24 protein-coding genes and 1 tRNA gene are annotated in these 22,097 nt (G+C 60.0%); 8 read left to right on the top strand and 17 right to left on the bottom strand.

Annotated features, from left to right (window positions below; translation table 11 throughout):
• The first annotated feature begins 30 nt into the window (after positions 1-30).
• The gene (locus ACG9DO_RS09245; RefSeq protein ID WP_394727201.1) at positions 31-282 is read left to right on the top strand and encodes a hypothetical protein; all 252 of its coding nucleotides are present in this window, start codon (positions 31-33) and stop codon (positions 280-282) included.
• Positions 272-631 (top strand): hypothetical protein, encoded by a 360-nt coding sequence (locus ACG9DO_RS09240; protein WP_394727199.1) that lies wholly within the window; start codon positions 272-274, stop codon positions 629-631. Before ACG9DO_RS09245 ends, ACG9DO_RS09240 begins: the two co-directional genes overlap by 11 nt.
• On the opposite strand, the gene ACG9DO_RS09235 is transcribed toward ACG9DO_RS09240, so the two are convergent.
• The 8 genes from ACG9DO_RS09235 to ACG9DO_RS09200 form a co-directional block, all read right to left on the bottom strand.
• On the bottom strand, positions 628-1,575 hold the full coding sequence (locus tag ACG9DO_RS09235; RefSeq protein ID WP_394727197.1) for a D-2-hydroxyacid dehydrogenase: 948 nt from the start codon (positions 1,573-1,575) through the stop codon (positions 628-630). The two genes, ACG9DO_RS09240 and ACG9DO_RS09235, sit on opposite strands and share 4 nt — an antisense overlap.
• Positions 1,572-3,032, bottom strand: a complete 1,461-nt coding sequence (gene cysS / locus ACG9DO_RS09230) for a cysteine--tRNA ligase (protein ID WP_394727195.1) — start codon at positions 3,030-3,032, stop codon at positions 1,572-1,574. Before cysS ends, ACG9DO_RS09235 begins: the two co-directional genes overlap by 4 nt.
• Positions 3,033-3,140: 108 nt before the next feature.
• Positions 3,141-3,767 (bottom strand): hypothetical protein, encoded by a 627-nt coding sequence (locus ACG9DO_RS09225; RefSeq protein ID WP_394727193.1) that lies wholly within the window; start codon positions 3,765-3,767, stop codon positions 3,141-3,143.
• Positions 3,754-4,461 carry a hypothetical protein gene (locus tag ACG9DO_RS09220; RefSeq protein ID WP_394727191.1) on the bottom strand — a complete coding sequence of 236 codons (708 nt, stop codon included), beginning with the start codon at positions 4,459-4,461 and terminating at the stop codon, positions 3,754-3,756. Before ACG9DO_RS09220 ends, ACG9DO_RS09225 begins: the two co-directional genes overlap by 14 nt.
• Positions 4,462-4,594: 133 nt before the next feature.
• Complete coding sequence (locus ACG9DO_RS09215) at positions 4,595-5,266, bottom strand: nitroreductase (protein ID WP_394727189.1); 672 nt, start codon at positions 5,264-5,266, stop codon at positions 4,595-4,597.
• 384 nt (positions 5,267-5,650) lie between these two features.
• Positions 5,651-7,486 carry a cobaltochelatase subunit CobT gene (cobT, locus tag ACG9DO_RS09210; protein WP_394727187.1) on the bottom strand — a complete coding sequence of 612 codons (1,836 nt, stop codon included), beginning with the start codon at positions 7,484-7,486 and terminating at the stop codon, positions 5,651-5,653.
• A gap of 94 nt (positions 7,487-7,580) precedes the next feature.
• Positions 7,581-8,234: a fructose-6-phosphate aldolase gene (gene fsa / locus ACG9DO_RS09205; protein ID WP_394727185.1), complete on the bottom strand. Its 654-nt coding sequence runs from the start codon at positions 8,232-8,234 to the stop codon at positions 7,581-7,583.
• Between the two features lie 59 nt (positions 8,235-8,293).
• Complete coding sequence (locus tag ACG9DO_RS09200) at positions 8,294-8,989, bottom strand: DUF4197 domain-containing protein (RefSeq protein ID WP_394727183.1); 696 nt, start codon at positions 8,987-8,989, stop codon at positions 8,294-8,296.
• Between the two features lie 55 nt (positions 8,990-9,044).
• On the opposite strand from ACG9DO_RS09200, the gene ACG9DO_RS09195 reads away from it, so the two are divergent.
• The 3 genes from ACG9DO_RS09195 to ACG9DO_RS09185 are packed head-to-tail and all read left to right on the top strand — an operon-like array spanning position 9,045 to position 13,472.
• Positions 9,045-11,210, top strand: a complete 2,166-nt coding sequence (locus ACG9DO_RS09195; protein ID WP_394727181.1) for a primosomal protein N' — start codon at positions 9,045-9,047, stop codon at positions 11,208-11,210.
• Positions 11,211-11,243: 33 nt separating this feature from the next.
• Positions 11,244-12,809, top strand: a complete 1,566-nt coding sequence (locus tag ACG9DO_RS09190) for a cryptochrome/photolyase family protein (protein WP_394727179.1) — start codon at positions 11,244-11,246, stop codon at positions 12,807-12,809.
• 12 nt (positions 12,810-12,821) lie between these two features.
• On the top strand, positions 12,822-13,472 hold the full coding sequence (locus ACG9DO_RS09185; protein WP_394727177.1) for a glutathione S-transferase family protein: 651 nt from the start codon (positions 12,822-12,824) through the stop codon (positions 13,470-13,472).
• Positions 13,473-13,476: 4 nt separating this feature from the next.
• Here ACG9DO_RS09185 and folE read toward each other — a convergent pair whose 3' ends face one another.
• Together folE and ACG9DO_RS09175 are read right to left on the bottom strand one after the other, a co-directional pair.
• Positions 13,477-14,103, bottom strand: coding sequence for a GTP cyclohydrolase I FolE (gene folE, locus ACG9DO_RS09180; protein ID WP_394727175.1), 627 nt, complete (start codon positions 14,101-14,103; stop codon positions 13,477-13,479).
• A 225-nt stretch (positions 14,104-14,328) separates the two neighbouring features.
• Positions 14,329-14,835 (bottom strand): hemerythrin domain-containing protein, encoded by a 507-nt coding sequence (locus ACG9DO_RS09175; protein ID WP_394727173.1) that lies wholly within the window; start codon positions 14,833-14,835, stop codon positions 14,329-14,331.
• 32 nt (positions 14,836-14,867) lie between these two features.
• Between ACG9DO_RS09175 and ACG9DO_RS09170 the strand changes: the two genes are divergently transcribed.
• Positions 14,868-15,335 (top strand): metallopeptidase family protein, encoded by a 468-nt coding sequence (locus ACG9DO_RS09170; RefSeq protein WP_394727171.1) that lies wholly within the window; start codon positions 14,868-14,870, stop codon positions 15,333-15,335.
• 62 nt (positions 15,336-15,397) lie between these two features.
• Here ACG9DO_RS09170 and ACG9DO_RS09165 read toward each other — a convergent pair.
• A tRNA-Arg gene (locus tag ACG9DO_RS09165) sits at positions 15,398-15,474 on the bottom strand.
• 45 nt (positions 15,475-15,519) lie between these two features.
• Positions 15,520-15,915 carry a (deoxy)nucleoside triphosphate pyrophosphohydrolase gene (locus ACG9DO_RS09160; protein ID WP_394731245.1) on the bottom strand — a complete coding sequence of 132 codons (396 nt, stop codon included), beginning with the start codon at positions 15,913-15,915 and terminating at the stop codon, positions 15,520-15,522.
• 107 nt (positions 15,916-16,022) lie between these two features.
• On the opposite strand from ACG9DO_RS09160, the gene ACG9DO_RS09155 reads away from it, so the two are divergent.
• Both ACG9DO_RS09155 and ACG9DO_RS09150 read left to right on the top strand, forming a co-directional pair.
• Positions 16,023-16,208, top strand: a complete 186-nt coding sequence (locus ACG9DO_RS09155; protein ID WP_394727169.1) for a Flp family type IVb pilin — start codon at positions 16,023-16,025, stop codon at positions 16,206-16,208.
• 119 nt (positions 16,209-16,327) lie between these two features.
• Positions 16,328-16,507 carry a Flp family type IVb pilin gene (locus tag ACG9DO_RS09150; protein ID WP_394727167.1) on the top strand — a complete coding sequence of 60 codons (180 nt, stop codon included), beginning with the start codon at positions 16,328-16,330 and terminating at the stop codon, positions 16,505-16,507.
• 94 nt (positions 16,508-16,601) lie between these two features.
• On the opposite strand, the gene ACG9DO_RS09145 is transcribed toward ACG9DO_RS09150, so the two are convergent.
• The 5 genes from ACG9DO_RS09145 to ACG9DO_RS09125 form a co-directional block, all read right to left on the bottom strand.
• Positions 16,602-18,089, bottom strand: a complete 1,488-nt coding sequence (locus tag ACG9DO_RS09145; protein WP_394727164.1) for a M48 family metalloprotease — start codon at positions 18,087-18,089, stop codon at positions 16,602-16,604.
• 107 nt (positions 18,090-18,196) lie between these two features.
• Complete coding sequence (locus ACG9DO_RS09140) at positions 18,197-19,141, bottom strand: acetyl-CoA carboxylase carboxyltransferase subunit alpha (RefSeq protein WP_394727162.1); 945 nt, start codon at positions 19,139-19,141, stop codon at positions 18,197-18,199.
• A gap of 10 nt (positions 19,142-19,151) precedes the next feature.
• Positions 19,152-20,033 (bottom strand): tyrosine recombinase, encoded by an 882-nt coding sequence (locus ACG9DO_RS09135; protein ID WP_394727160.1) that lies wholly within the window; start codon positions 20,031-20,033, stop codon positions 19,152-19,154.
• A 31-nt stretch (positions 20,034-20,064) separates the two neighbouring features.
• A complete protein-coding gene (locus ACG9DO_RS09130) occupies positions 20,065-21,912 on the bottom strand; it encodes a hypothetical protein (RefSeq protein ID WP_394727158.1) in 1,848 nt (615 codons plus the stop codon).
• Positions 21,909-22,097, bottom strand: coding sequence for a hypothetical protein (locus ACG9DO_RS09125; protein WP_394727156.1), 189 nt, complete (start codon positions 22,095-22,097; stop codon positions 21,909-21,911). The genes ACG9DO_RS09130 and ACG9DO_RS09125 overlap by 4 nt, the downstream gene beginning before the upstream one ends.

Genomic DNA, 22,097 nt, shown 5'->3' with positions numbered 1-22,097 from the left:
TGAGGTCGAAACCACTCATGAGGGGCAAACATGCTGATCAGAACTGTCGAGCAATTCCTTCGCCAACACGACATGGCTGCTACAAAATTCGGGAGGCTGGCCGCGCATGATCCGCGCTTTGTGCTGGACCTGCGGATGGGCCGCACCCCCCGCCCGGGCACCGAAAAGCGCGTGCGCCAATGGATGGAGGATTACTCCCCCGATCGCATTCCGCCTGCATTCGACGCACGAACCGCGGGCACGATGGGTTACGACGTGAAAGGTTTCGCCCATGCATATTGAAATTCCTGAGACCAAGGCGCGGCGTTATCGGATCCGCAAGACCGTGGGCGACCGGGTGCGCGAGGCTGTGTTGGTGCTTGCCGGGCCTGGAGCGAACCTGCTGACCCACGAGGAGACACCATGGGCTTCGATCACCTTTGCCGGTGCTCGCCACGAACTCACGATCGATTTTGACGGGATCGCAGCCTGCAAGGTCGGCGAGCGCTTTATCGAGGCTCTGCCGGACCACGAATTCACCATTCCCAACATGCTGGTGGCTGACGCGACAGTGAGGGAAGTCACGTCAAGCTATTCGCCCGAGCCGCGCATGGTCGTTACCGCGACTCTGTTGCTGCTGGAGGAGGCCTAATACCCCAGCCTGGGGTCGAAGACCGGCGCAACAGGTTCACCCTTGAGATATTTGTCGAGATTCTCAAGGAAACGCTCGGCGCTCCGGATGAACATCTTGTCCTGCGCCCGGCCTGACAGGTGCATGGTAATATGCGCATTGTCGAGCGTCCACAGCGGGTCTTCCGGCGGAAGCGGTTCGGGCGTCGTCACATCGAGGAAGGCACCGCCGATGCGCCCCGCCTGCAAGGCCTCCACCAGCGCGGGCTGATCGATCACTGCGCCGCGCGCGATGTTCACGATCACCGCGTCGGACTTCATCGCAGCAAGCTCGCTCGCGCCGATCATGCCATCGGTTTCCGGCGTTGCGGGGACAGCGAGGATCACCCAGTCAAACTCGCCAAGACGCGCGCGCCATTGGTCCGGGGTGAGCGCGCCCTCATCTGGGGTTCTGCGCACCACTGTCACCTCGACGTCGAACGCCTCCAGCCTCGGCTTGATGAGCTTGCCGATCGCACCATAGCCTAGCAACAGCGCCTTGCTGCCCGCCAGCTCGCGCTTGCCGGGGCTGTCTTGCAGCCACTCCCGCCGCTCCTGCGCGCGCACGACCTCGCGATATCCCTTGGCGATGTTGAGCATCCCCATCACGACATATTCGGCAATCGTGATCGCGTTGATCCCCGCGCCATTGGTGACCGTAATTCCGCGCTCGATCAGCACATCCATCGGCAGGAAATCGAGCCCCGCATAGATCGAATTGAGCCATTTGAGGCGGGTCGCAGCGCGCAGCGTTTGCGCCATTGCCTCGCGCTCATGCATATCGAACCAGCCGATTTCCGCCTCCGCCACTGCTTCGAGCGCCTCTTCCTTGGTCATGAACCAGCGCACGTCCAGATCCTTGGGCAGGCGCGGTTCGAGCAGCGGGCGGATCAGGCCGGAAATCGCGAGGATGGTCCCCGAACTCATATCAGTTTCCACTCCCATCCCAGCGGGTCGCCGTCCATCACTTCTACGCCTTTGGCAGCGAGCTCGTCGCGGATTGCGTCGCTCGCAGCGAAGTCCTTATCCGCGCGCGCGCTCTTGCGGCGTTCCAAAGCCGCTTCGATCTCCGCTTCAGAGATCTCTGCATTGGCAGGTCGGATGCGTAAGTCAGCCCGGCTGAGCTCAAACAGGTTCAGCCCCAGCACCGCGTCCATGTCTGCCACCACCGCATGCTTCATCGCTGCATCGATCTTCTTGACGGCTAGCGCGTCTTCCAGCGCGGTCAGCACAATCGCGGTGTTGAGATCGTCGCACATGGCGTCCGCAAACTTGTCGATCAGCGGGCGCAGCTTGGGATGCTGAAACTCGCTCACAGGCGGCAGGCGCTGATGGCTTTGCGCCGCCTTCACCTGCTCGGTCAGCCGCTCAGCCGCCATCACCATGCGCTTGAGGCGCGTCAGCGCGGCGGTCAGCCCTTCCCAGGTAAATTCCAGCTCGCTGCGGTAATGCGCCTGCAAGCACATCAGCCGGTAAGCGAGCGGATGATAGCCGCGATCGACCAGCGTCTGCAGCACGAGAAATTCGCCGGTCGACTTCGACATTTTCCCACGCCGATCGATCAGGAAATTGTTGTGCATCCAGATCGAGGCGGCACTATCAGCCGAGCAATTATGCGCCTGGTTCTGCGCAATCTCGTTAGGGTGGTGGATCTCACGGTGATCGATCCCGCCGGTGTGGATGTCAAACGGATGACCGAGAAGCTCCGCGCTCATGACAGAGCATTCGAGATGCCAGCCCGGCGCGCCGCGCCCCCACGGGCTGTCCCATTCCATCTGCCGGGTCTCACCGGGCGGAGTCTTGCGCCAGATCGCGAAGTCTGCCGCGTTTCGCTTGCCCTCTACAGTATCGATCCGGCCTTCCCCGTCATCGGTAACCGCCCGAGCCAGCCGCCCGTAATAAGGCACGGTCGAGACATCGAAATAGAGCCCGCTATCGAGCAGGTAGCAGTGCTTTTCTTCCATCTGCTTGCCCCATTCGATCATGCTTTCGACATAATCGGTGGCACGCGGATGCGCGGGCTTGCGGACGTTCAGACGGTCAAGATCAGCCTCGAACACTTCCTGATAGTATCGCGCGATGTCCCATGCGCTCTTGCCCTGCGCGGCTGCCGCCTTCTCCATCTTGTCATCGCCCGCATCGGCATCGCTGGTGAGGTGCCCGACATCGGTGATGTTGATCACATGGGTAAGCTTGTAGCCCTTATAACTCAGCGTCCGCCCCAGCGTGTCAGCAAACACATAGGCGCGCATATTGCCGATATGCTGGTAGTTATAGACGGTCGGCCCGCAGGTATAGACGCGCGCCTCACCGGGATGGATCGGCTGGAAGGTTTCCAGCTGGCGGGTCAGCGAATTGAACAGCTTGAGCGGGTGGTCGGTCATGATGCGAAGCGCTTTGCGGCTGGCGGCGCGCGCGGTCAAGCATAAGAAAAGGCGGCCCCGCCGCTATGGCAATGCCGCCCTTCGGTGTTTCAGAATTTCGTGCTCTGATTATTGCATCGCAGCCAGATCGGTCGAGCGCAGCGCGCCTTCGCCCATGTCGTCGTCATCAACCATCTTCAGCTTCGCGCCCTTCTCGACAAACTCAGCTGCATCGCTTGGCGACAGGTCGGGGCGTCCGACCATGAAGCCCATCTTGATGCGACATTCGACATACTGGGTCTCGCCTTCTTCGACCAGCACCGTCAGCGCATCCTTGGCTTCGCTCTTGGTCCAGTATTCCTGCTTGCCCGGATCGGCGGTGACGATCACATACCTGCCGCTGCCGACAGAGCTGATCTTGACCTTGTTGTCCTTGTCACCCTGGTTGACCGTGCAGCCCACGGCAAAACCCATTGCGCTGGAACGGTAGAACACGATCTGCCCCTTGCCCGGTGGCGGTGCGGGGATGAAATGCGGCGAACCTTCAGGCGCGACATTGGCGGGCTTGGCAGGCGCTTCCGCTTCCATCACAGTTTCGGCCGCTTCCTCTGCCGTTTCCATCGCAGCTTCAGCGGCTTCCTCTGCCGGTTCTTCGATCATCTCTTCAGTATCTGCGTCCTGGTATGCCATTGCCGGAACCGCAAGCGCAAAAGCGAGCGCAGCAGCGCCTACCTGTGCTGTCTTAGTGAATTTCATCTTTTTCCGTCCCTTCTGTGCATTCGTCGGAAGAAACATCAGCGTCCCCTGCGAGCGAAATCTGTGTGTCCTGTGCCAGCTTCGCGCCTGCGAGCATCCCTTCTGGCACGTCGATATTCTTGCCCCGGACCAGGAAGCCGATCGGTCCAGCGAAAATGCCTGTGGCTAATGCAAGGTCAGTCTGATCCTTGCCTGTCACACCCAGTTCCATGCTGCGAAGCGGGATCTTCTGCTCGCCCAGCGCAATGTAATTGGCGGTGAGGATCAGTTCTCCACCGGAACCGCTGCCGCCAGCTTTCTTGGCGTGAATGACTTCGCCCTCCCCCTTGGTGCCGACCGGGATCACTTCCACACCATCAACGATCACAGCTTCCGTCACCGTAATCGGGAAGGTTTCGCCCGTGGTGCTGGTCTTGCTGCCGAGCGGTGCGTCAACGCTGATATAAACCGGCGTAAGCTTGGGGAGCGTGAAGGCACGCGCCTCGCGGTGAGAGCAAACACGCGCCGGGGTTTCGGCTCGGGCGTCCGGTAAGACGGATGGATCGGAAATCTCATCCTCTATGGAGACTGGCGCCGCGTCTTGCTCGGTTCCTGCTGACGCCTCAACCGGCTGGTCTTCAGTTTCCTGCGCGTTGAGCGTTGCAGCGCTCGCCAGTGCAACCAGCACGAGGCAAATCACTGTTGGACCATCCATGGCCCTCAAAAAACTCTTCATGTTAGAGTGACGACCCCTGTAATGACGCTCTTCAGCGTCTTTCCTTCCCTGTTCACTTTTTAGCAGTTTGAAAATTCAAGACAAGCGCCAAGTGATTAAGGCCTAGGGGTTCTTACCAGCCTTCCCAGCGGATCGATTCGGAGATGTCTGCGCGCGGGACATCGAACTGATTGACCGGAGCTTCGGGATCGCGATGGCCGATCGCAACACCGCAGAAGAAGATGTGATCTTCCGGAATGTCGACCACTTCGCGGATTTGCGGGGAATAGACCGCCCATGCCTCCTGAAAACAGCAATCGAGCCCTTCCTCGCGCAGCAAAAGGCCAATCGTCTGCAGCCACATGCCGATATCAGACCATTGCGGCGGGCCCATATATTTGGGCGTGTGGATCAGCATGAGGACCGGCGCACCGAAGGCGCGGAAATTCTCCGCAAACCACATCAGCCGCTTCATCTTGTCTTCGCGCGGGATGCCAAGCGCTTCGTACAGCGCTTCGCCTACGCCGAAGCGGCGGGCCTCGTATTCGCCCTCAAGCTCGGGCGGGTAGATGTTGTATTCCGGCGCGTGGACATCGCGGCCCTTGGGAAACTCTTCTGCGATCCGTACGAACAGCTTCTGCATCGGCTCACGCGTCAGGACGACAGCGTTCCACGGCTGGGTATTGCCTCCACTGGGAGCGCGCTGCGCTTTCTTCAGCACACGGGTGAGGACATCGCGATCCACCTTCTGGTCGGTAAAGCGGCGGACAGAGCGGCGTGTGGCGACGGCGTCGGTTACGTTCAAATTTTATCTCCAACCTTTCAAAAGCTTACGGCCTGTGGAAAACTTGTATTTGCTCAACTGTGCTTTTAGACGTACACGAAATGCCATGATCGTAAAATTGTGACCATTTGCCGCAAATGCGGCTTTTTTTATGTCTGAAGGACACAGCTACCGGTGGAACAACTCCCCTGGGTGCTGGCACGCTTTTTGGCATGGATCATCAATACAGTAGTCGACGCCATAGCTGCACGACGCAGGCTCTCCAGCAAGAAAGAGCTAAGCGTTAGGTGGGGTGCGTTTCGACTCAAGTGGTCCTCGTCCGAGAAGTTCGCCGACACCGATTAGGGCTCTCTGAGCAATCGTCCAATTCGTAACGATTCTCAGAGGGATGACGCGCGCCTATAGTCAACGCCGCCCTCGCTTTTCATCCTCGAACAGTTCCGCGAGCTGTTCCATGATCGTCCCGCCGAGCTGTTCGACATCCATGATCGTCACCGCGCGGCGATAGTAGCGCGTCACATCGTGGCCGATGCCGATCGCGACCAATTGCACCGGCGAGAACCGCTCGATCCATTCGATCACCTTGCGCAAATGCGCCTCGAGATAACCCGCCGAATTAACGCTCAAAGTCGAGTCATCGACCGGCGCGCCGTCCGAAATCACCATCAGGATGCGGCGATCTTCCTTGCGGCCGATGATGCGGTTGTGCGCCCACATCAGCGCCTCGCCGTCGATATTCTCCTTCAGCAGACCCTCGCGCATCATCAGGCCGAGATTGCGGCGCGCGCGGCGCCACGGCTCGTCCGCCTTCTTGTAGACAATGTGCCTGAGATCGTTGAGGCGGCCCGGATCGGGCGGCTTGCCGTCCGCGAGCCATGCCTCACGGCTCTGCCCGCCTTTCCAGGCGCGGGTTGTGAAACCGAGTATCTCGACCTTCACACCGCACCGCTCCAGCGTGCGCGCAAGGATATCCGCGCTGATCGCAGCAATCGAAATCGGACGTCCGCGCATCGAGCCCGAATTGTCGATCAGCAGCGTCACGATGGTATCCTTGAATTCGACATCGCGCTCAGTCTTGTAAGCGAGCGCGGTGCCGGGCGAGACGATCACACGCGGCAGTCGCGAGGCATCGACGATCCCGTCTTCCTGATCGAAATCCCAACTCCGGCTTTGCTGCGCCATCAAGCGGCGCTGCAAACGGTTGGCGAGCCGGGTGACGACGCCTTGCAGGCCCGTTAGCTGGCTGTCGAGATAGGCGCGCAGCCGGTCCAGCTCTTCGGCATCGCATAGTTCGGTCGCGCTGACTTCCTCGTCGAAGCGTTCGGTGTAAGCCTTGTAGTCAAGATCGCCCGGAACATCGCCTTGAGGGCGGTTGGGCCGCGCGGGCATGGTCGCCGCGTCGCCTTCTTCGCCCGGCTCGCCCTCTGCCATGTCATCGTCAGCGGACATTTCCGTTTCGCCGTCCGCGTCGCCTTCGCCTTCAGCCATTTCGCCTGCCATTTCGGCAGCCTGCGGATCGCCCTCGCCTGAATTTTCGTCGTCGCCTTCGCTTTCGTCGGGACCTTCCTCGTCGTCGCCTTCGTCGTCGCTCTCGCCTTCGTCAGGGGCGTCGGTTGGCTGAGTCAGGTCGAGGTGCTGGAGCAAATCGAGCGCGAGCTTCTGGAAGGCCGCCTGATCGTCGAGGCTGTCTGCCAGCGCGGCCATATCGCCGCCGGTCTTGCCCGCGATCTCCTGACGCACCAGTTCAAGGCCCGCTTGCGCGGCATCCGGTGCCTTTTCACCCGTCAATTCTTCGCGCAGCATCAGAGCAAGCGCAGTCTGCAAGGGAACATCGCTCGCTTTTTGCGCGCGAGAAATCGCATCGCTCGCCATACGCAGGTCGAGCGCAGCATTCAGGTTCTCGCGAATCCCATCGAATTCTGTCGCGCCGATCGCTTCGTAGCGCACCTGCTCAATCGCGTCATAACACGCCCGCGCGGTCGCTTCGGGCGGCGCGCCCTTGGCATGAAGCGCTGCGTTGTGATGGCGGAGTTTCAGCGAGAAGCTGTCCGCAAATCCGCGCGCTTCCGCGACCTGCTCTTCCGGAAGCGCGCGCCCCGGCAAGGGCACGCGGAAATGCTTGCCCGCCGACGAAGGGGAATCCGCACTCCACGCCACTTCGACATCGGCATCGCGCGCAAGCGCACGGCTCGCGCCGGTCAGCGCATGCTTGAACTTGTCGAGGGGTGTTTCCTGGGACATTCCAGTTGTCGTTAGCAACTCACGACCGCCTGCGAAAGCAGGAACCGGAGCGATGTCTCAATCCGAGTTGCGCGGGGTTGCGGGCCAGCCGCGATCAGACGATCGATTGACCAGTGCTCGCCCAGTCCTTCAGGAAGCCTTCGATGCCCTTGTCGGTCAGGACATGGTCGAACAGCTGCTTGATCACCTTGGGCGGCGCCGTCATGACGTCAGCCCCAATTCGCGCGCTTTCCAGCACATGGGTGACATGGCGGACCGAGGCGACGAGAATTTCCGTCTCGAACAGGTAATTGTCATAGATCAGGCGGATGTCCTCGATCAGCTCCATCCCGTTGAAGCCGTTGTCATCATGCCGTCCAACGAAGGGAGAGATAAATGTCGCGCCAGCCTTGGCCGCGAGCAGCGCCTGGTTGGCGGAGAAGCACAGCGTGACATTGACCATCGTGCCATCGCTGGTCAGCGCCTTGCAGGTCTTGAGGCCGTCAATCGTCAGCGGCACCTTGATGCAGACATTGTCCGCAATCCTGCGCAGGACTTCTGCCTCTTTCATCATGGTCTCGTGATCGAGCGCAACCACTTCGGCGCTGACAGGTCCATCGACGATGTCGCAGATTTCCTTGGTCACCTCCATGAAATCGCGGCCTGACTTGGCGATCAGCGACGGGTTGGTGGTCACGCCATCGAGCAGGCCGGTGGCTGCCAGCTCCTTGATGTCGTCAAGTTCGGCGGTGTCAGCGAAGAATTTCATGGCATAGCGCTCCCGGGAAGTGATTCCCCGGTAGCCTTAGCCAAGCGAGGCGCGCGCGGCTAGAGCGCCGCATCCGCTCCGAACACACCAATCAACAACGGATCATTGGTCGAGCGCGGGTTCCGCCGGATCGCCTCTTCCTCGAACCCGATTTCATTCCAGATCGCATCATTGACATTGCCGGCAAGGCGCTGCGCGATACCGCCGACATTGGTTCCGGTCAGGCCATCGATCAATTGGGCCACCAGAGGATCAGATGCGATCTCGATCGCCCGGCCCAGCTCCGGCACCATCGCTTCGATCAACTGGCCGCCCAGCTCGTCTTGCAGGAATGCTGTCGCCGCGCGTGGACCGCCTCGCACCAGAGCCTCTGCATTTTCAATCCCGATCACGCGTACAGCATCGGCGACGATGGGTGCCGCGCGGTAAGAGCCTTCGATAGCGATGTCTGCGAAGGCATCGTTCAGTCGGTCTTTGAACAGAGCCGACGTCAGGATGTCCGACAGGACATCGCCGCGCGTACCGAGAAGGTTAGACAGCCCGACCTTGGCGACCTGTTCGTCCCAGAAGCCATCGGGGGCAGTGAGGCGCGCAAACGCGTTCTCGCTGGAGGTCATCAGCAAGCGCCGGATCGCTTCTGTCAGGCTGAAGCGCGGCATGCTCTGACACGCAGGCAGGGCAAGCGCGACTGAACCAATGATCATTCCTGCAAGAACCTGGCGACGCGGCAGGCATTTTCCAACAATTCGGGACATTTTCTCACTCCTCACCTTGCCCGCCCTATCATGCCGCGCCCATATTGTCCGCCAGATGAACCGCATCCGTGTCCTTGTTTTCAACGCCGCACTGGGCGCGCTCGATTACCGCGTGCCGGACGGAGTTTCTGCGCCGCCGGGTTCAGTCGTGGTCGTTCCTTTGGGCCCGCGTCAGATCACCGGGATTGTGTGGGAGCCGGACAAGCTCCCCACAACCGAAGTGCCAGCGGAAAAGCTCCGCCCGATCCTGGAAGTGCTGCCCGTACCGCCTCTCTCCGCGCCCTTGCGGCGGCTGGTCGAATGGACAGCGGACTACTACCTCGCGCCGATGAGCGCGGTGGCCCGGATGGTGATTTCGTCCGGCGGCGCGCTGAAGGGTCCGGCGACCATGACGGAGTACCGGCTTACAGGCGAGCTCCCGAACCGGCTGACCCCGCAGCGCAAACAGGCGCTGGACGCGTTGATTGGCGAGCAAGCAACGATCCGCGAGCTGGCAGGCATCGCGGGCGTATCGGAAGGCGTGCTGCGCGGCATGGTCGGCGCTGGGCTGATTGAGCCAGTGACCGTGGCGATCGACCGGCCCTTTACGCCTGCCGATCCCGACCACGATCAGCCAGAGCTTTCGCCCGATCAGTGCGAAGTGGCAGATCGGCTGGTCGCAGCCGTGCGAGCGTGCGAATTCGCGCCTTTCCTGCTCGACGGTGTGACCGGCTCAGGCAAGACTGAAACCTATTTCGAGCCTGTGGCTGAAGCAATCCGGCTGGGCCGCCAGGTACTTGTCCTGCTGCCGGAAATTGCGCTCACGGAAAACTTCCTCAACCGGTTTGAGCAGCGCTTCGGAGCGCCCCCGGTGCTGTGGCACAGTTCGCTCAAATCGACGGAGCGGCGGCGGGCCTGGCGCGCGATTTCGGAAGGCACTGCGCAGGTCGTGGTTGGCGCGCGCTCGGCATTGTTCCTTCCCTACAAGAACCTCGGTCTCGTTGTCGTCGACGAAGCCCATGAAGTCAGCTTCAAGCAGGATGACGGCGTGCGCTACAACGCGCGCGATGTGTCCGTGATGCGCGCGCGGTTTGAAGGTTTTCCGGTCGTGCTCGCCAGCGCAACCCCGGCACTCGAAAGCCTGCAAATGGCCGAAAGCGGGATTTACGAGAAGCTCGACCTGCCGAGCCGGTTCGGCGGCGCGCAGCTCCCGCATATCGACACGATCGACCTGACTGAAGAGCCGCCCGAGCGGCAGCGCTGGCTTGCGCCGAGGCTGGTCGCGGCGCTTGAAGACCGCTTGGCCAAAGGCGAGCAATCGCTGCTCTATCTCAACCGCCGCGGCTATGCCCCGCTCACCCTGTGCCGCAATTGCGGGTTCCGCTTCAAATGCGAAAACTGCAGCGCCTGGCTGGTCGAACACCGCCTGTCGCAGCGGCTTGCCTGCCACCATTGCGGACATGAAGAAACCCCGCCTGAGACCTGCCCTGAATGCGGCGAGCCCGATTGCCTTGTCGCCTGCGGTCCGGGCGTGGAGCGCATTGCAGACGAAGTGCGCGAGCTGTTTCCCGAGGCGCGGATCGCAGTCGCGACGTCAGACACGCTCGGCTCGCCTGAGCGGGCCTCACAGTTCATCGCAGAGGCTGAGGCGGGCGCGGTCGATGTGATCGTCGGGACGCAGCTCGTCACCAAGGGATTCCACTTTCCCGAGCTTACCCTCGTAGGCGTGGTCGATGCCGATCTCGGCCTTGAAGGCGGAGACCTTCGCGCAGGCGAGCGGACTTACCAGCAGGTCAGCCAGGCCGCAGGCCGTGCCGGGCGCGGAGCGAAACCGGGCGAAGTACTGATCCAGACCCGCCATCCAAAGGCTGCCGTCATCGCAGCGCTGGCCAATGGCGACCGTGATGCCTTCTACGCCGCAGAAACCGAGGCACGGCGTCATGCAGGCGCACCGCCATTCGGGCGCTGGGCTGCGATTATCATTTCGTCCGAAGACGATGCAGAGGCGCGGCAGGCCGCCGCACGACTAGGCGATGCGCGCCCCTTCCATGATGACCTGATGATTCTCGGCCCGGCCCCTGCCCCGCTCGCGCTGCTGCGCGGCCGGTATCGCTATCGCTTCCTCGTCAATGCTCGGCGGAGCGTCGAATTGCAGAAGATCCTCGCTGACTGGCTTGCAACACAGAATTTCCCGCCCGGCGTGCGCGTGGGCGTCGATATCGACCCCTATTCCTTCGTGTAAGGCACTTATCGCGGTCTCGCTCATTGTTCGGACATGCCTCAACCGATCCTCGTTCCCATTCTCGGCGACCAGCTGACTCGCGATCTTGCAAGCCTGCGCGGGCGCACGAAAGACGACACTATCATCCTGATGATGGAGGTCTGGGACGAGGCAACCTACGTCAAACACCACAAGCAGAAGATCGCGCTGATCTTTTCTGCCATGCGGCACTTCGCAGCCGAGCTTGAGGAAGCCGGTTGGCAAGTCGACTACGTCAAACTGACGGACAAGGACAACGCAGGCAGCTTCACCGGCGAAGTTGCGCGCGCCGTCGAACGACACGATCCGCGCTCGATCCATGTCGTCGAAGCAAGCGAATGGCGGGTGCAGCAGGCAATTGAAGAATGGCCGGACAAATTCGCCTGCGAAGTCGAGATCCTGCAGGACGATCGCTTCTTGTGCAGCCACGCTGAATTTAACGAATGGGCGGAAGGCCGCAAGCATCTGACGATGGAGCATTTCTATCGCGAGATGCGCAGAAAAACCAGCCTGTTGATGCGCGGCGATAACAAGCCGGTCGGCGGAGAGTGGAATCTCGACAAGGAGAACCGCGAGCCACCCAAAGAGGACATGGATCCGCCTGGGCGGCCAAAATTCGAACCCGACGAAATCACGCTAGAAGTGATGGAACTCGTCGAAAGCCAGTTTGGCGATCACTTCGGTTCGCTCGATCGCTTCGAATGGCCGGTCACGCGGAAGCAGGCAGAAGAAGCCGCCGACGCCTTCTTCGCCGAGCGGATCGAGAAGTTTGGCCCCTTTCAGGACGCAATGGTGCACAGGTCTGACGACCTTTACCACTCCATGTTGTCGACTAGCATCAACCTCGGCCTGCTCGATCCGCTGGAGCTGTGCAAACGCGCGCAGGAAGCCTATGAAGATGACAAGGCGCCGCTCAATTCCGTCGAAGGCTTCATCCGCCAGATCATCGGCTGGCGCGAATATATTCGCGGCTTCTACTGGCACTTCATGCCGGAGCTTGAAAGCCGCAATGCGTTAAACGCGCAGAGAGGTTTGCCCGAATTCTACTGGACCGGCGAGACTGATATGCGCTGCATGGCGGATTGTATCCGCTCCACGCATGACAACGCGCACGCCCATCATATCCAAAGGCTGATGGTGCTCGGCAATTTCGCGCTGCTCGCCGGAGTGAACCCGCGCGAGGTGCAGGATTGGTATCTTGCAGTCTATGCCGATGCCTATGACTGGGTCGAGATGCCCAATGTCGTCGGCATGATCCTGTACGCCGATGGCGGCAAGCTCGCGACGAAGCCCTATGCGGCGAGCGGCAATTACATCAACAAGATGAGCGACTACTGCAAAGGCTGTCGCTATTCCGTCTCGAAAAAGACCGGCGAAGATGCCTGCCCGTTCAATCCGCTATACTGGCATTTCATGGACCGCCACCGCGAGCTACTCGAAAGCAATCATCGGATCGGGCGCATCTATGCGACCTGGGACCGAATGGATGAGGGCAAACGGCAAGAATATCTCGAAAGCGCCGAGAAATTCCTCGACACACTCACCCCAGCCAGCAAAGACTGGGCACGTTATCAAGATTAGGAGAGACCAGACGTGCTGACCGTCCACCATCTGCGCATTTCGCAATCCGAACGCATTGTCTGGCTGTGCGAAGAGCTGGGCATTGATTACGAGGTCAAGCTCTACAACCGGCGCGAAGACAACAATCTGGCTCCTGACGAATACAAGGCACTGCACCCAATGGGGATCGCACCGGTGATCACTGACGCCAAAGACGGGCAAAGCCTCGTGCTGGGCGAAAGCGGTGCCATCATGGACTATATCGTCGCAAAATATGCGCCTGACACGCCGTTGGTTCCCGGCCCGGATCACCCCGATTTCGCCGACCACCTGTTCTTCTACCATTGGGCCAACGCCACTTTCATGACCAATGGCATGATGGCGCTGGTTGCCACTCGAATGACAGGCGCCACCGAACTGCCGCCGTTCGTTGCCGACCGGATGGCAAAGAGTTGGAAGATTATCGAAACACGGCTCGGCGAAGCAGACTATTTCGGCGGCTCGCAGCTTACGACGGCCGACATCATGATGGGCTTCCAGCTGACCACCAGCCGCGCGATGAGCGGGATGAGCATTGAGCATCTGCCCAACCTACAAGCCTATCTTAAGCGGATCGGAGAGCGTGAAGCTTACCAGCGCGCAATGGCGAAGGCCGAACCGGGAATGCCACCCAAGCTGGACTGATCGCTCAGCCGTAGCCCATCAGGCTCATCACTTCCTTACGGCTGCGATGGTCATCGAGGAAACATCCAAGCAGGCGTGAGGTAATCATGCCTACGCCCGGCGTACGCACGCCGCGACCAGTCATGCAGCCGTGCTGTGCTTCAATCACCACAGCGACACCCTGAGGCTCCAGATTGTCCCAGATGCACTGTGCAACTTCTGCCGTCAGACGCTCCTGGATCTGCAGGCGACGCGCATAGCCGTGCAGTACGCGCGCGAGCTTGGAGATACCAACCACCTTCTTGTTCGGTAGATACGCGATCGCGGCCTTGCCGGTAATCGGCGCCATGTGATGCTCGCAATGAGACTGGAACGGGATGTCCTTGAGCATGACGATCTCGTCGTAACCACCGACTTCCTCGAACACGCGGCTCATGTGGATGGCCGGGTCTTCCTGATAGCCCTGGCAGTATTCCAGCCATGCTCGCCCCACCCGCTTGGGGGTATCGATCAAACCTTCACGCTCTGGATTATCGCCAGACCAGCGGATCAGCGTGCGAATAGCTTCTTGCACATCTTCAGGCACGTCAGGTTTGTTCAAGGGGTTCTCCGGGTCAAACTCGTCGTGATCATGCACATTCATATAGTTCATGGCTACCCGCTTTCCTCGCTTTCGGCCTGGATGCTTTGATAAGTGCGAGCAGGATGCGCCCGACTTTCTTGTCAATTCCGCGTTAAGAACAGTTTTGTGAGCAATACGTTCCTGCAAGCTGTCGCCTCAAAATTCGAAAGCCCGGCCCACCTCCTTCGCTGGAGATGAACCGGGCTTTTTTCTTTAGCTTCAGAATTCTGAGAGCTCAGTATTCTGGGGAAACGATTATTCCTTGGCGTCTTGCGCCGCTTCGGGCGTCACTTCAGCTTCCGCCTTTTCCCTGGCTTTCCGCTTTTCGAACACCTTCGTCATATGGCGTGTGTCTTCATCGGTGATGTGCTCCGCGAAGTCCGGGAAGTGGTCTTCTTCCTCTTCTTCGATATGGTGGCGGTAGCGGTGCGCGAAGTCCTTGAATTTAATAAGCCATGCACTCGATGACATGTCCGTCGCTGCGAGATCGTTGAGCATCTCGTCCAGTTCCTGGTGTTCGGCGACCGAGTGACGCGTCTCATCGGTGGTCGGTGGTTTGCGCATCATGGTCGAATAGACAGCCTGTTCTTCTGCGGCGGCGTGACCTTTCAGCTCCTTTGTGAGCTGGGTAAATAGGGTCTTGCGTTCTTCGCTTTCACCGCTTGTCTCTGCGATGCGATCAAGCAGTTCGCGGTGCTGATCGTGATCTTGCGTAAGTCGGTCAAAAATCTTTGTTGCTGCTTGCTCGGGTTGAGCTGTCATAAATACTCCTTGATAATTCTTACATAAAATCAATGACTCAAATCGCCAAAAGTTCCGAAAAACTTGTTCAGACGCGGACTGATCACCATGTTAGAACGAGAATGTTGAGAGCATCGCCCCCCACACCAACCACGTTCGAGCAGCTCTCACGCGAAACAATCGCGCGCATGCCTGCTCCTTTTCGCAACCAGCTGGACAGCGTCGTCATCAAGGTTGAAGAGTTCGCCAGTTCGGAACAGCTTGCCGCTGTTGGCCTCAGCGACAAATGGCAGCTGTCGGGTCTTTATGAAGGACGCCCTCTAACAGAGCAAAGCGTATGGGAGTCGGGCTCGATGCCTGCTGTCATCAGCCTCTTCATGCAGCCCCTGCTGGCCGAAATGCGCGATACTGGTGTGCCGTTGGAGGAACTTATCCAGCACGTGGTCGTCCATGAAGCCGGACATCACTTTGGATTTTCTGATGAAGAGATGCACGCGCTTGAAGAAAGCGTGCGTGACTAAGGCCGCTCGCAATCCAACCCACCAACAAAAAAACCCACCCCCTGGAAGGGATGGGCTTTTTATGGCGCACCCGAAAGGATTCGAACCTCTGACCCCCAGATTCGTAGTCTGGTGCTCTATCCAGCTGAGCTACGGGTGCGCGTAGAGCGGCGCTATTAGGGGCGCGCGGCTATCTTGGCAACACCTAAGCGCGGTGTTTTTGCATAAGGCGTTCAAGCAACTGCTCGTCAAGCGGCGGCTTGGGAAGATCCTTTATCTCGTCAAGCGCGAACCAACCGACAGATCCGCCTTCCTGCGGATCGGGTTCGCCTCTCCAGCTTGTGCAGGTGTAAAGCTCGATGACAATCGCTGGATGACCCGCGTTTACCGAACCGCGGGCGCTTCCTGCAAAGTCAAGGTTCTCCGCGAGGACCCTTATCGCCAATTCCTCATCAAGCTCACGAATCAAAGCAATTTCAGGGGTTTCGCCTGGATCGACCTTGCCACCTGGAAACTCCCACAATCCTCCATGATGCTTTTCGGCGGGCCGCTGATGCATCAGCCAAAGACCGGATCGTGCGCGTAACGCAGCAGCAACCACGAAAATCTCTGTCGGGATTTTTTCCAACTTTGTGTCCTCTCTCAACACTTTTTTAACGCGCTCAGCGGAAAACCCGTTTCATCAGGAACGTATCAACAGGTGATTCCATGAAACTGAGCAAGACCCTGAAGCAGTTTGTCCGCGATGAACGTGGGGGAACTGCAATTGAATACGGCCTGATAGCTAGCCTTATTGTCATTGCCTCAATCGGCGCCTTTGACGCCGTAGCGAACGAGAATGACGGTCTTTGGGCCGTGGTCGAACGCGAGGTCAGCGAGAATATGAACGATTAAGGAAATTGAAAGGCTCCGATTTAGGAATTTCTCAATTGCTTGATGGCTAGAACACAAATCGCCCGTTCCCAAACAGGGGGCTGGCACGGGTACCGAAGACTGAACTTGGAGACTTGACAATGACTTTCATCAAGAAGCTTTACGCTGACGAGCAGGGTGCAACTGCTATCGAATACGGCCTGATCGCCGCTCTGATCGCTGTTGCAGCAATCACTGCAATGGGCAGCCTCGGTGACGAACTGAGCACCACCTTCTCGACCGTTGCTACGGAAATGGGTGACGCTAACACCGTTGCATAAGCAACGCGTCACGCTTGAAAAGAAGACGGCGGGGTCCCCAGGGACCTCGCCGTTTTTCTTTGTGTCGATGAATTTCGCTGTGCCGCGATTCTTGCTAGCGCGAGCGCACCACCAGCTTCACTTTCTGCCCGGCCTGCAACTGTTCGCTTGAACTAAGGCCATTCAGCACTCGGAAGCGTGCTTCTTGCGCGTCGTCATAGGCCATTCGCCGCGCCAGCGCAGACACCGTGTCGCCGCTCCTCACAGTAACCACATCGATTTCGCGCGGAATGACATTGGCCGCTTCGCTCGCACTCACGCGGCGCATCGAATTGAACATCGCGGAGAATGTGCCGGCACTGCCTGCAGGGCTGATCGTGACGAAATGATACGCGCGATCAGGTGCGAATTCATAAGCGAATATCACCACGTCGACCTGGCTGTTGCCATTATTGACCCGCGCTGTGCCGTAAGCGGCGGACAGACCATTAACGGTGGTGCGCTGCAATTCGCTCGGAGCGAGTTGCTGCTGTTCGCCGCCCAAAGCAGTAAACTGCTCCCGAACGTAGCGGGCCAGATCGCCGCTATAGGGAGCCAGAGTCAGCTGCGCCTTTCCGGATTGCCCCTGAATTGACACTGCGCGTGTGCCGTTGACCATGTAGAAGCCTTGCGGCGCAGTGAACGCAAAGCGCAGCTCAGGGTGAATGAAGGTGTTGCCTTCGATCACACCCTGCTCGGGATCATCGCCGTAAAGCAGGCCATCAATACGCGTAAGGAACGTGTCGCGATTCGTGATGCCCGAACCAAGTGGCTGCGCCTTTTGCAGCGCCGTCTGAACCCGGCTGGCAGGGTCCGGGTGAGTAGATGCCCATTCCGGCACACTCGCATTGCCGCGGCCGATCAGTTGCGCATCGAGGCTGTTCTGCGCAGCAAGGCTGGAGAGCACCGTAGCCATCGCGCGCGGATCATATCCGGCGGCGTCCAGATACTGAATGCCCAGATCGTCGGCCTGAAGTTCCTGACTGCGAGAGAAACGCAGCGTCAGCAGTTGAGAGCCCTGCAGAAAACCTCGCGAGAGCGTCTCCCCGATCCCGCTGTTGCCGAGCAGAACGCCGGAGAGGATCGCGCCTGCCGCGCCCAGTATCGAGTTGCGCTGTGCTGCCTGCTGCCGCCTTTGCGAATGGCGCGCTGCGACGTGGGCGACTTCATGCCCGAGAACGCCGGCAAGTTCGGCCTCGTTGTTCATCAAGCCGACAAGCTGGCGGGTGGTGTAGATATAGCCGCCGGGGATTGCGAAAGCGTTGTTGACCGAGCTGTTGAGGAGCGAGACGGTAAAGCTGTCCTGTGCATTGCCAAGCCCCGATCGGACCGCGATATTCTTGCCGACGCTTTCGATGTAGTCGGCCTGCGGACCGCTCATCGCCCCGCCAAACTCAGCCAGCAATTGGGGGTGGTACTCCGCGCCTTGCGCCGCTTCGCTCTCTGTGATCGGAGTGGAAGCACTGGGCACTTCGCCGCCCATACATCCCGTCAGGACGAGCGCCAGAGGAGCGACTGCGGCCAGTGTGCTCGATTTCTTCGATATGCGTGAATGGCGTAGCATAATTTGGCCTCTCCTGCCTTTGTTGACAGCGTCCGCTGGCGCTGCGCGATGTTGTCACGCACGCAGTCTAGCCTTGCTTACACCAATCCTGCAATATCAGTACGCTACTATGCGCCGATCTTCAGGAACCGTTCCTCGCGCAGACGCCGCAATTTGTCGACCGGCAGGCCTTCCAGCTTGGTCAGCTCATCGTCGATCACCGCAGCAAGCGACTTTGCCGCAGCCTCATGATCGCGGTGCGCACCGCCGACGGGTTCAGTCACTATGCGGTCGATCACGCCGAGGCGCTTCAACTGCTTGGCGGTGACCCGCATGGCCTCTGCCGCGTCTGGCGCCTTTTCGGCCGTGCGCCACAAGATGGAGGCGCATCCTTCCGGCGAGATCACTGAGTAGATCGCATGTTCCATCATCAGCACGCGCTCTGCACTGGCGAGCGCGACAGCACCGCCCGAGCCGCCCTCACCCACGATTGTCGCCACCATCGGAACCGGCAAGCCAAGGCACGCCTCGGTCGAACGCGCAATGGCTTCGGCCTGGCCGCGCTCTTCTGCTTCCACGCCGGGGAAAGCCCCCGAAGTGTCGACCAGCGTCACAACCGGGAGCCCAAACCGGCCTGCCAGATCCATCAAACGGATCGCCTTGCGATAGCCCTCAGGCTTGCCCATCCCGAAATTATGCTTGAGGCGCGTCTCGGTATCGTGGCCTTTCTCATGGCCGATCAGCACGATCTTGCGGCCATTCAATCGCGCGAATCCGCCGAGGATTGCTTCATCTTCGCCATAATGGCGGTCCCCGCCAAGCGGCACGAAATCGTCAAACGCGTGCCGGACGAAATCGCGGAAATGCGGGCGCTGCGGATGCCGTGCGACCTGCGTCTTCTGCCACGGTGTCAGCGAGGCATAGGTGCTCGCGAGCAGTTCGGCGCTTTTCTTTTCAAGCCGCTTCAGCTCCGCCGTGATATCGACATCATCGCCTTCAGCTGCAGAACGCAGCTCCGCAATGCGCTCTTCAAGCTGCGCGACCGGCTTCTCGAATTCGAGATAGGAAATCATGACCAATGCGCTAGTCGGATGTGCGCGTCTGGGCAAGGGGATGCCGCGCATTCACCAATGCGACCAGCCGCGCTGCATCGACATGGGTGTAGATTTGCGTGGTCGCAATATCGGCATGGCCAAGCAGGGTTTGCAAGACGCGCAGGTCCGCCCCGCCCTCCAGCAGATGCGTTGCAAAGGCATGGCGCAGCACATGCGGGCTGATCCGCTCTGGCGAAATATCGGCCCGGACCGCCAGCTCCTTCAACATCTGAAACAGTCTCACGCGGCTGAGATATTTCGATCGGGACGGAAAAAGAAACTTTGAATCAGTCTCTTGGCGTACTTTTAGCCAGCGAGAGAGCGCTTCGCGGGCTCGCTCGCTCACAGGCACCATGCGCGCCTGCCCGCCTTTACCCATGACGGTAACAAACGGCGCGTCGCGCGGCACGGCTGCCAAGGGCAGCGAAACGAGCTCGGTCGCGCGAAGGCCCGAGCCATACAGCAGCTCAAGCAGAGCGAGCATTCTTACTGCCGCGGGACGATCGCTCGCCGCCTCATCCTCTGCTGTTGAGAAAAGCCGTTCGATCTCATCGTGGCTCAACACTTTGGGCAAAGGACGCCGCGCGGCTGGCTTGGGCAAGGCACCCGAAGGATCATCCATGCGCCAGTTTTCCTCCAGCGCAAAACCGAAGAACTGCCTCAAGGCGCTCGACTTGCGCTGGACGGTTGAGGGCGCCAGCCCTGACCAGACAGCCGAAAGCCGCGCTACATCCTCGCGTGAAACGCTGGCGAGATCACCAATCGCCTCTTCCGCACCATCGAGATCACGGCGATAGGCAGCAAGCGTATTGGCCGCAGCGCCTCGCTCCGCCGCCAGCATATCGAGAAAGGCATTGGTTGCGACAGACATCGCCTCTCTCCCCGACGCACGGCCCGGCAGTTCAGCCCCGTGCGATCGCTTCCGCAGCAATCATGCGCGCTTCACTATCAAGGCCAACGCGATTTAGGGCAGACACAATGTGATAGAGATGGAGCGGGGTCATCTTGTCCCACCCCTCACCTTGCATCCCCAGCCCTGCCAGCATGGCGACAAGCGTCACGTTGTCCACCGCAGCTGCCTTGCGGATCATGCGGGTCCATGCGTTTTCTCGGGCCAGATCAAGTTCAATGCGGCCACTGAAGTCGTCAAGGTCTTCCCGATCGATCCGGCCAAGTCCGGCAAGACCAGCCAGATACAAGGCCGACCGGCGATAACCGGCGCTGCTGTCATCGTCGATGAAGCCATCAACCGAGTCGCGATCCATCACCACCTGACCCGGACGCGCGAGGCTGAGCATCGCGCCCGCCGCGCTATCCGCACTGACGAGCCCGGCCCAAGCCATGGCGTCGCGATCAAGTCCTGCCGAAAGCATCGAGCCGATCAGAGGAGCAGCTTCATCGGCGAAATCCTCTGACGGCGCGAAGCGTGCAGCGGCAAAGGCGGTCAGGACGTAGCGCCCATAATCGCTTGCTGTATTTCCGCCCCATAGTTCCCGCAGCGCAGCCAAACGCTCTCGCGGATTCGGGTCAACATAAGCGTTGCGCAGGGCAATTGCGCGCGCCGCTGCATCGCCCTCGATCCGGTTGTCAGCATAAATCTGGCTGTAGAGGTCAACCATCGCAGTTGACGACAGGATGCCTTCCCGCGCAGCCCGGTCCGCCCCTTGCGCCCGAAGATCAAGCGGCAACATCGCTCCGGTTGCCCAGAGCCGCTGGTAATACGGTCCCGCACCATCCCGCAAGTTCTGCGGCACCTCCTCGCCCACGGCATTGGCCAGTGCAAACCGCCACGGATTGAGTTCTTCGACCTCGTCCCATTCAATGTCCACCGCTCGCCGGCCATTGCCCGCTGCGCCAGCATAGCGCTGCGCGAGGAGCACATCGATCCGCTCTGCAGCTTCAGACCGCAAAGCGCGATCCAGTTCCGCCCCTGCTCTTGCACCTTCCCCCGCATAGGCATTGCAAATGGCCTGCAGCATGGTCCAGCGACCGTCGCCTTCTCGCGAACCTTGGAGCCGGACCGCGGGGCAGGCCCCGACTATGTCAGAGGTTGCAACATAGGCGGTGATCGCCTGATCGGTCAGCGCATCATTCCAGTTGGTCGTATCAACATCCTGAACCAGCGCGCGGGCGGCTGCATGTTCCCCCATCGCGTTGAGCGCGCGCGCTCTCAGAGTTGCAAATTCGACTGGGTCCATTCCGTCTGGTGCAGCAAGTCTGCTCGCTAATGCCCGGCGCAGGAGGATATGCCCCCAGCGCGAAACAACCGGGCCATCGGTGCCCCGCAAGATCGCCCGAAGCAGACCGGCAGGCTGCCGCGCAAGGGAACGCGATGGCAACCCGCCCTCCGACGAGTCAATCACGCCAACCCTGGTCATCGCACGCCGGGCAGCGGGAGGGATATCGAAATTGGGAGTCAGTCCGAGCAACTGATCAAGCTCGTCCGTAGACATAGCTTCCAGCTGTTCGATCGAGGGCAGGTTGGAGGTGTCGATATCGCCAAAGCCGGGAATTTCAGGCAAATCGGGAAGCGGCTGAACGACAGCGCCTGATTGCGCGTCCCCTGGGCGAGGCTCAACCGGCCGCGTCGTGGCTGTTGGCGCCGGTATGGGCCGGGACGGCGGGGCCGGATCATCGAACCCGGGCGGCAACAGCGATTCCGGAGCATCCTGCGCGAGTGCAATGCCCGCACAAAGGGCGAGAACTGCTCCCGCTGACGCTCCAATCCAAGTAGCCCTGTTTCGGCTCATCCCCTGCTCTCCGGCAATTCAACTGGCTGACTGATCGGTCGAAGCGGCTCTTCTCCGCCGTCGATATACGCAATCACAAGCGCAACGCAGACCAGCCCGCCCGCCCATAGCGCAAAGCGACGCTTGTTGCGCGCAATGCGCGCGCGCCCTTCCATCGGTAGTATGCGGTTTTGATGACGCACCAT

Origin of the sequence: Altererythrobacter sp. GH1-8 (assembly GCF_043702085.1) — a bacterium.
Classification (GTDB): Bacteria; Pseudomonadota; Alphaproteobacteria; order Sphingomonadales; family Sphingomonadaceae; genus Erythrobacter.
This window is presented reverse-complemented; position numbering and strand designations above follow the sequence as displayed.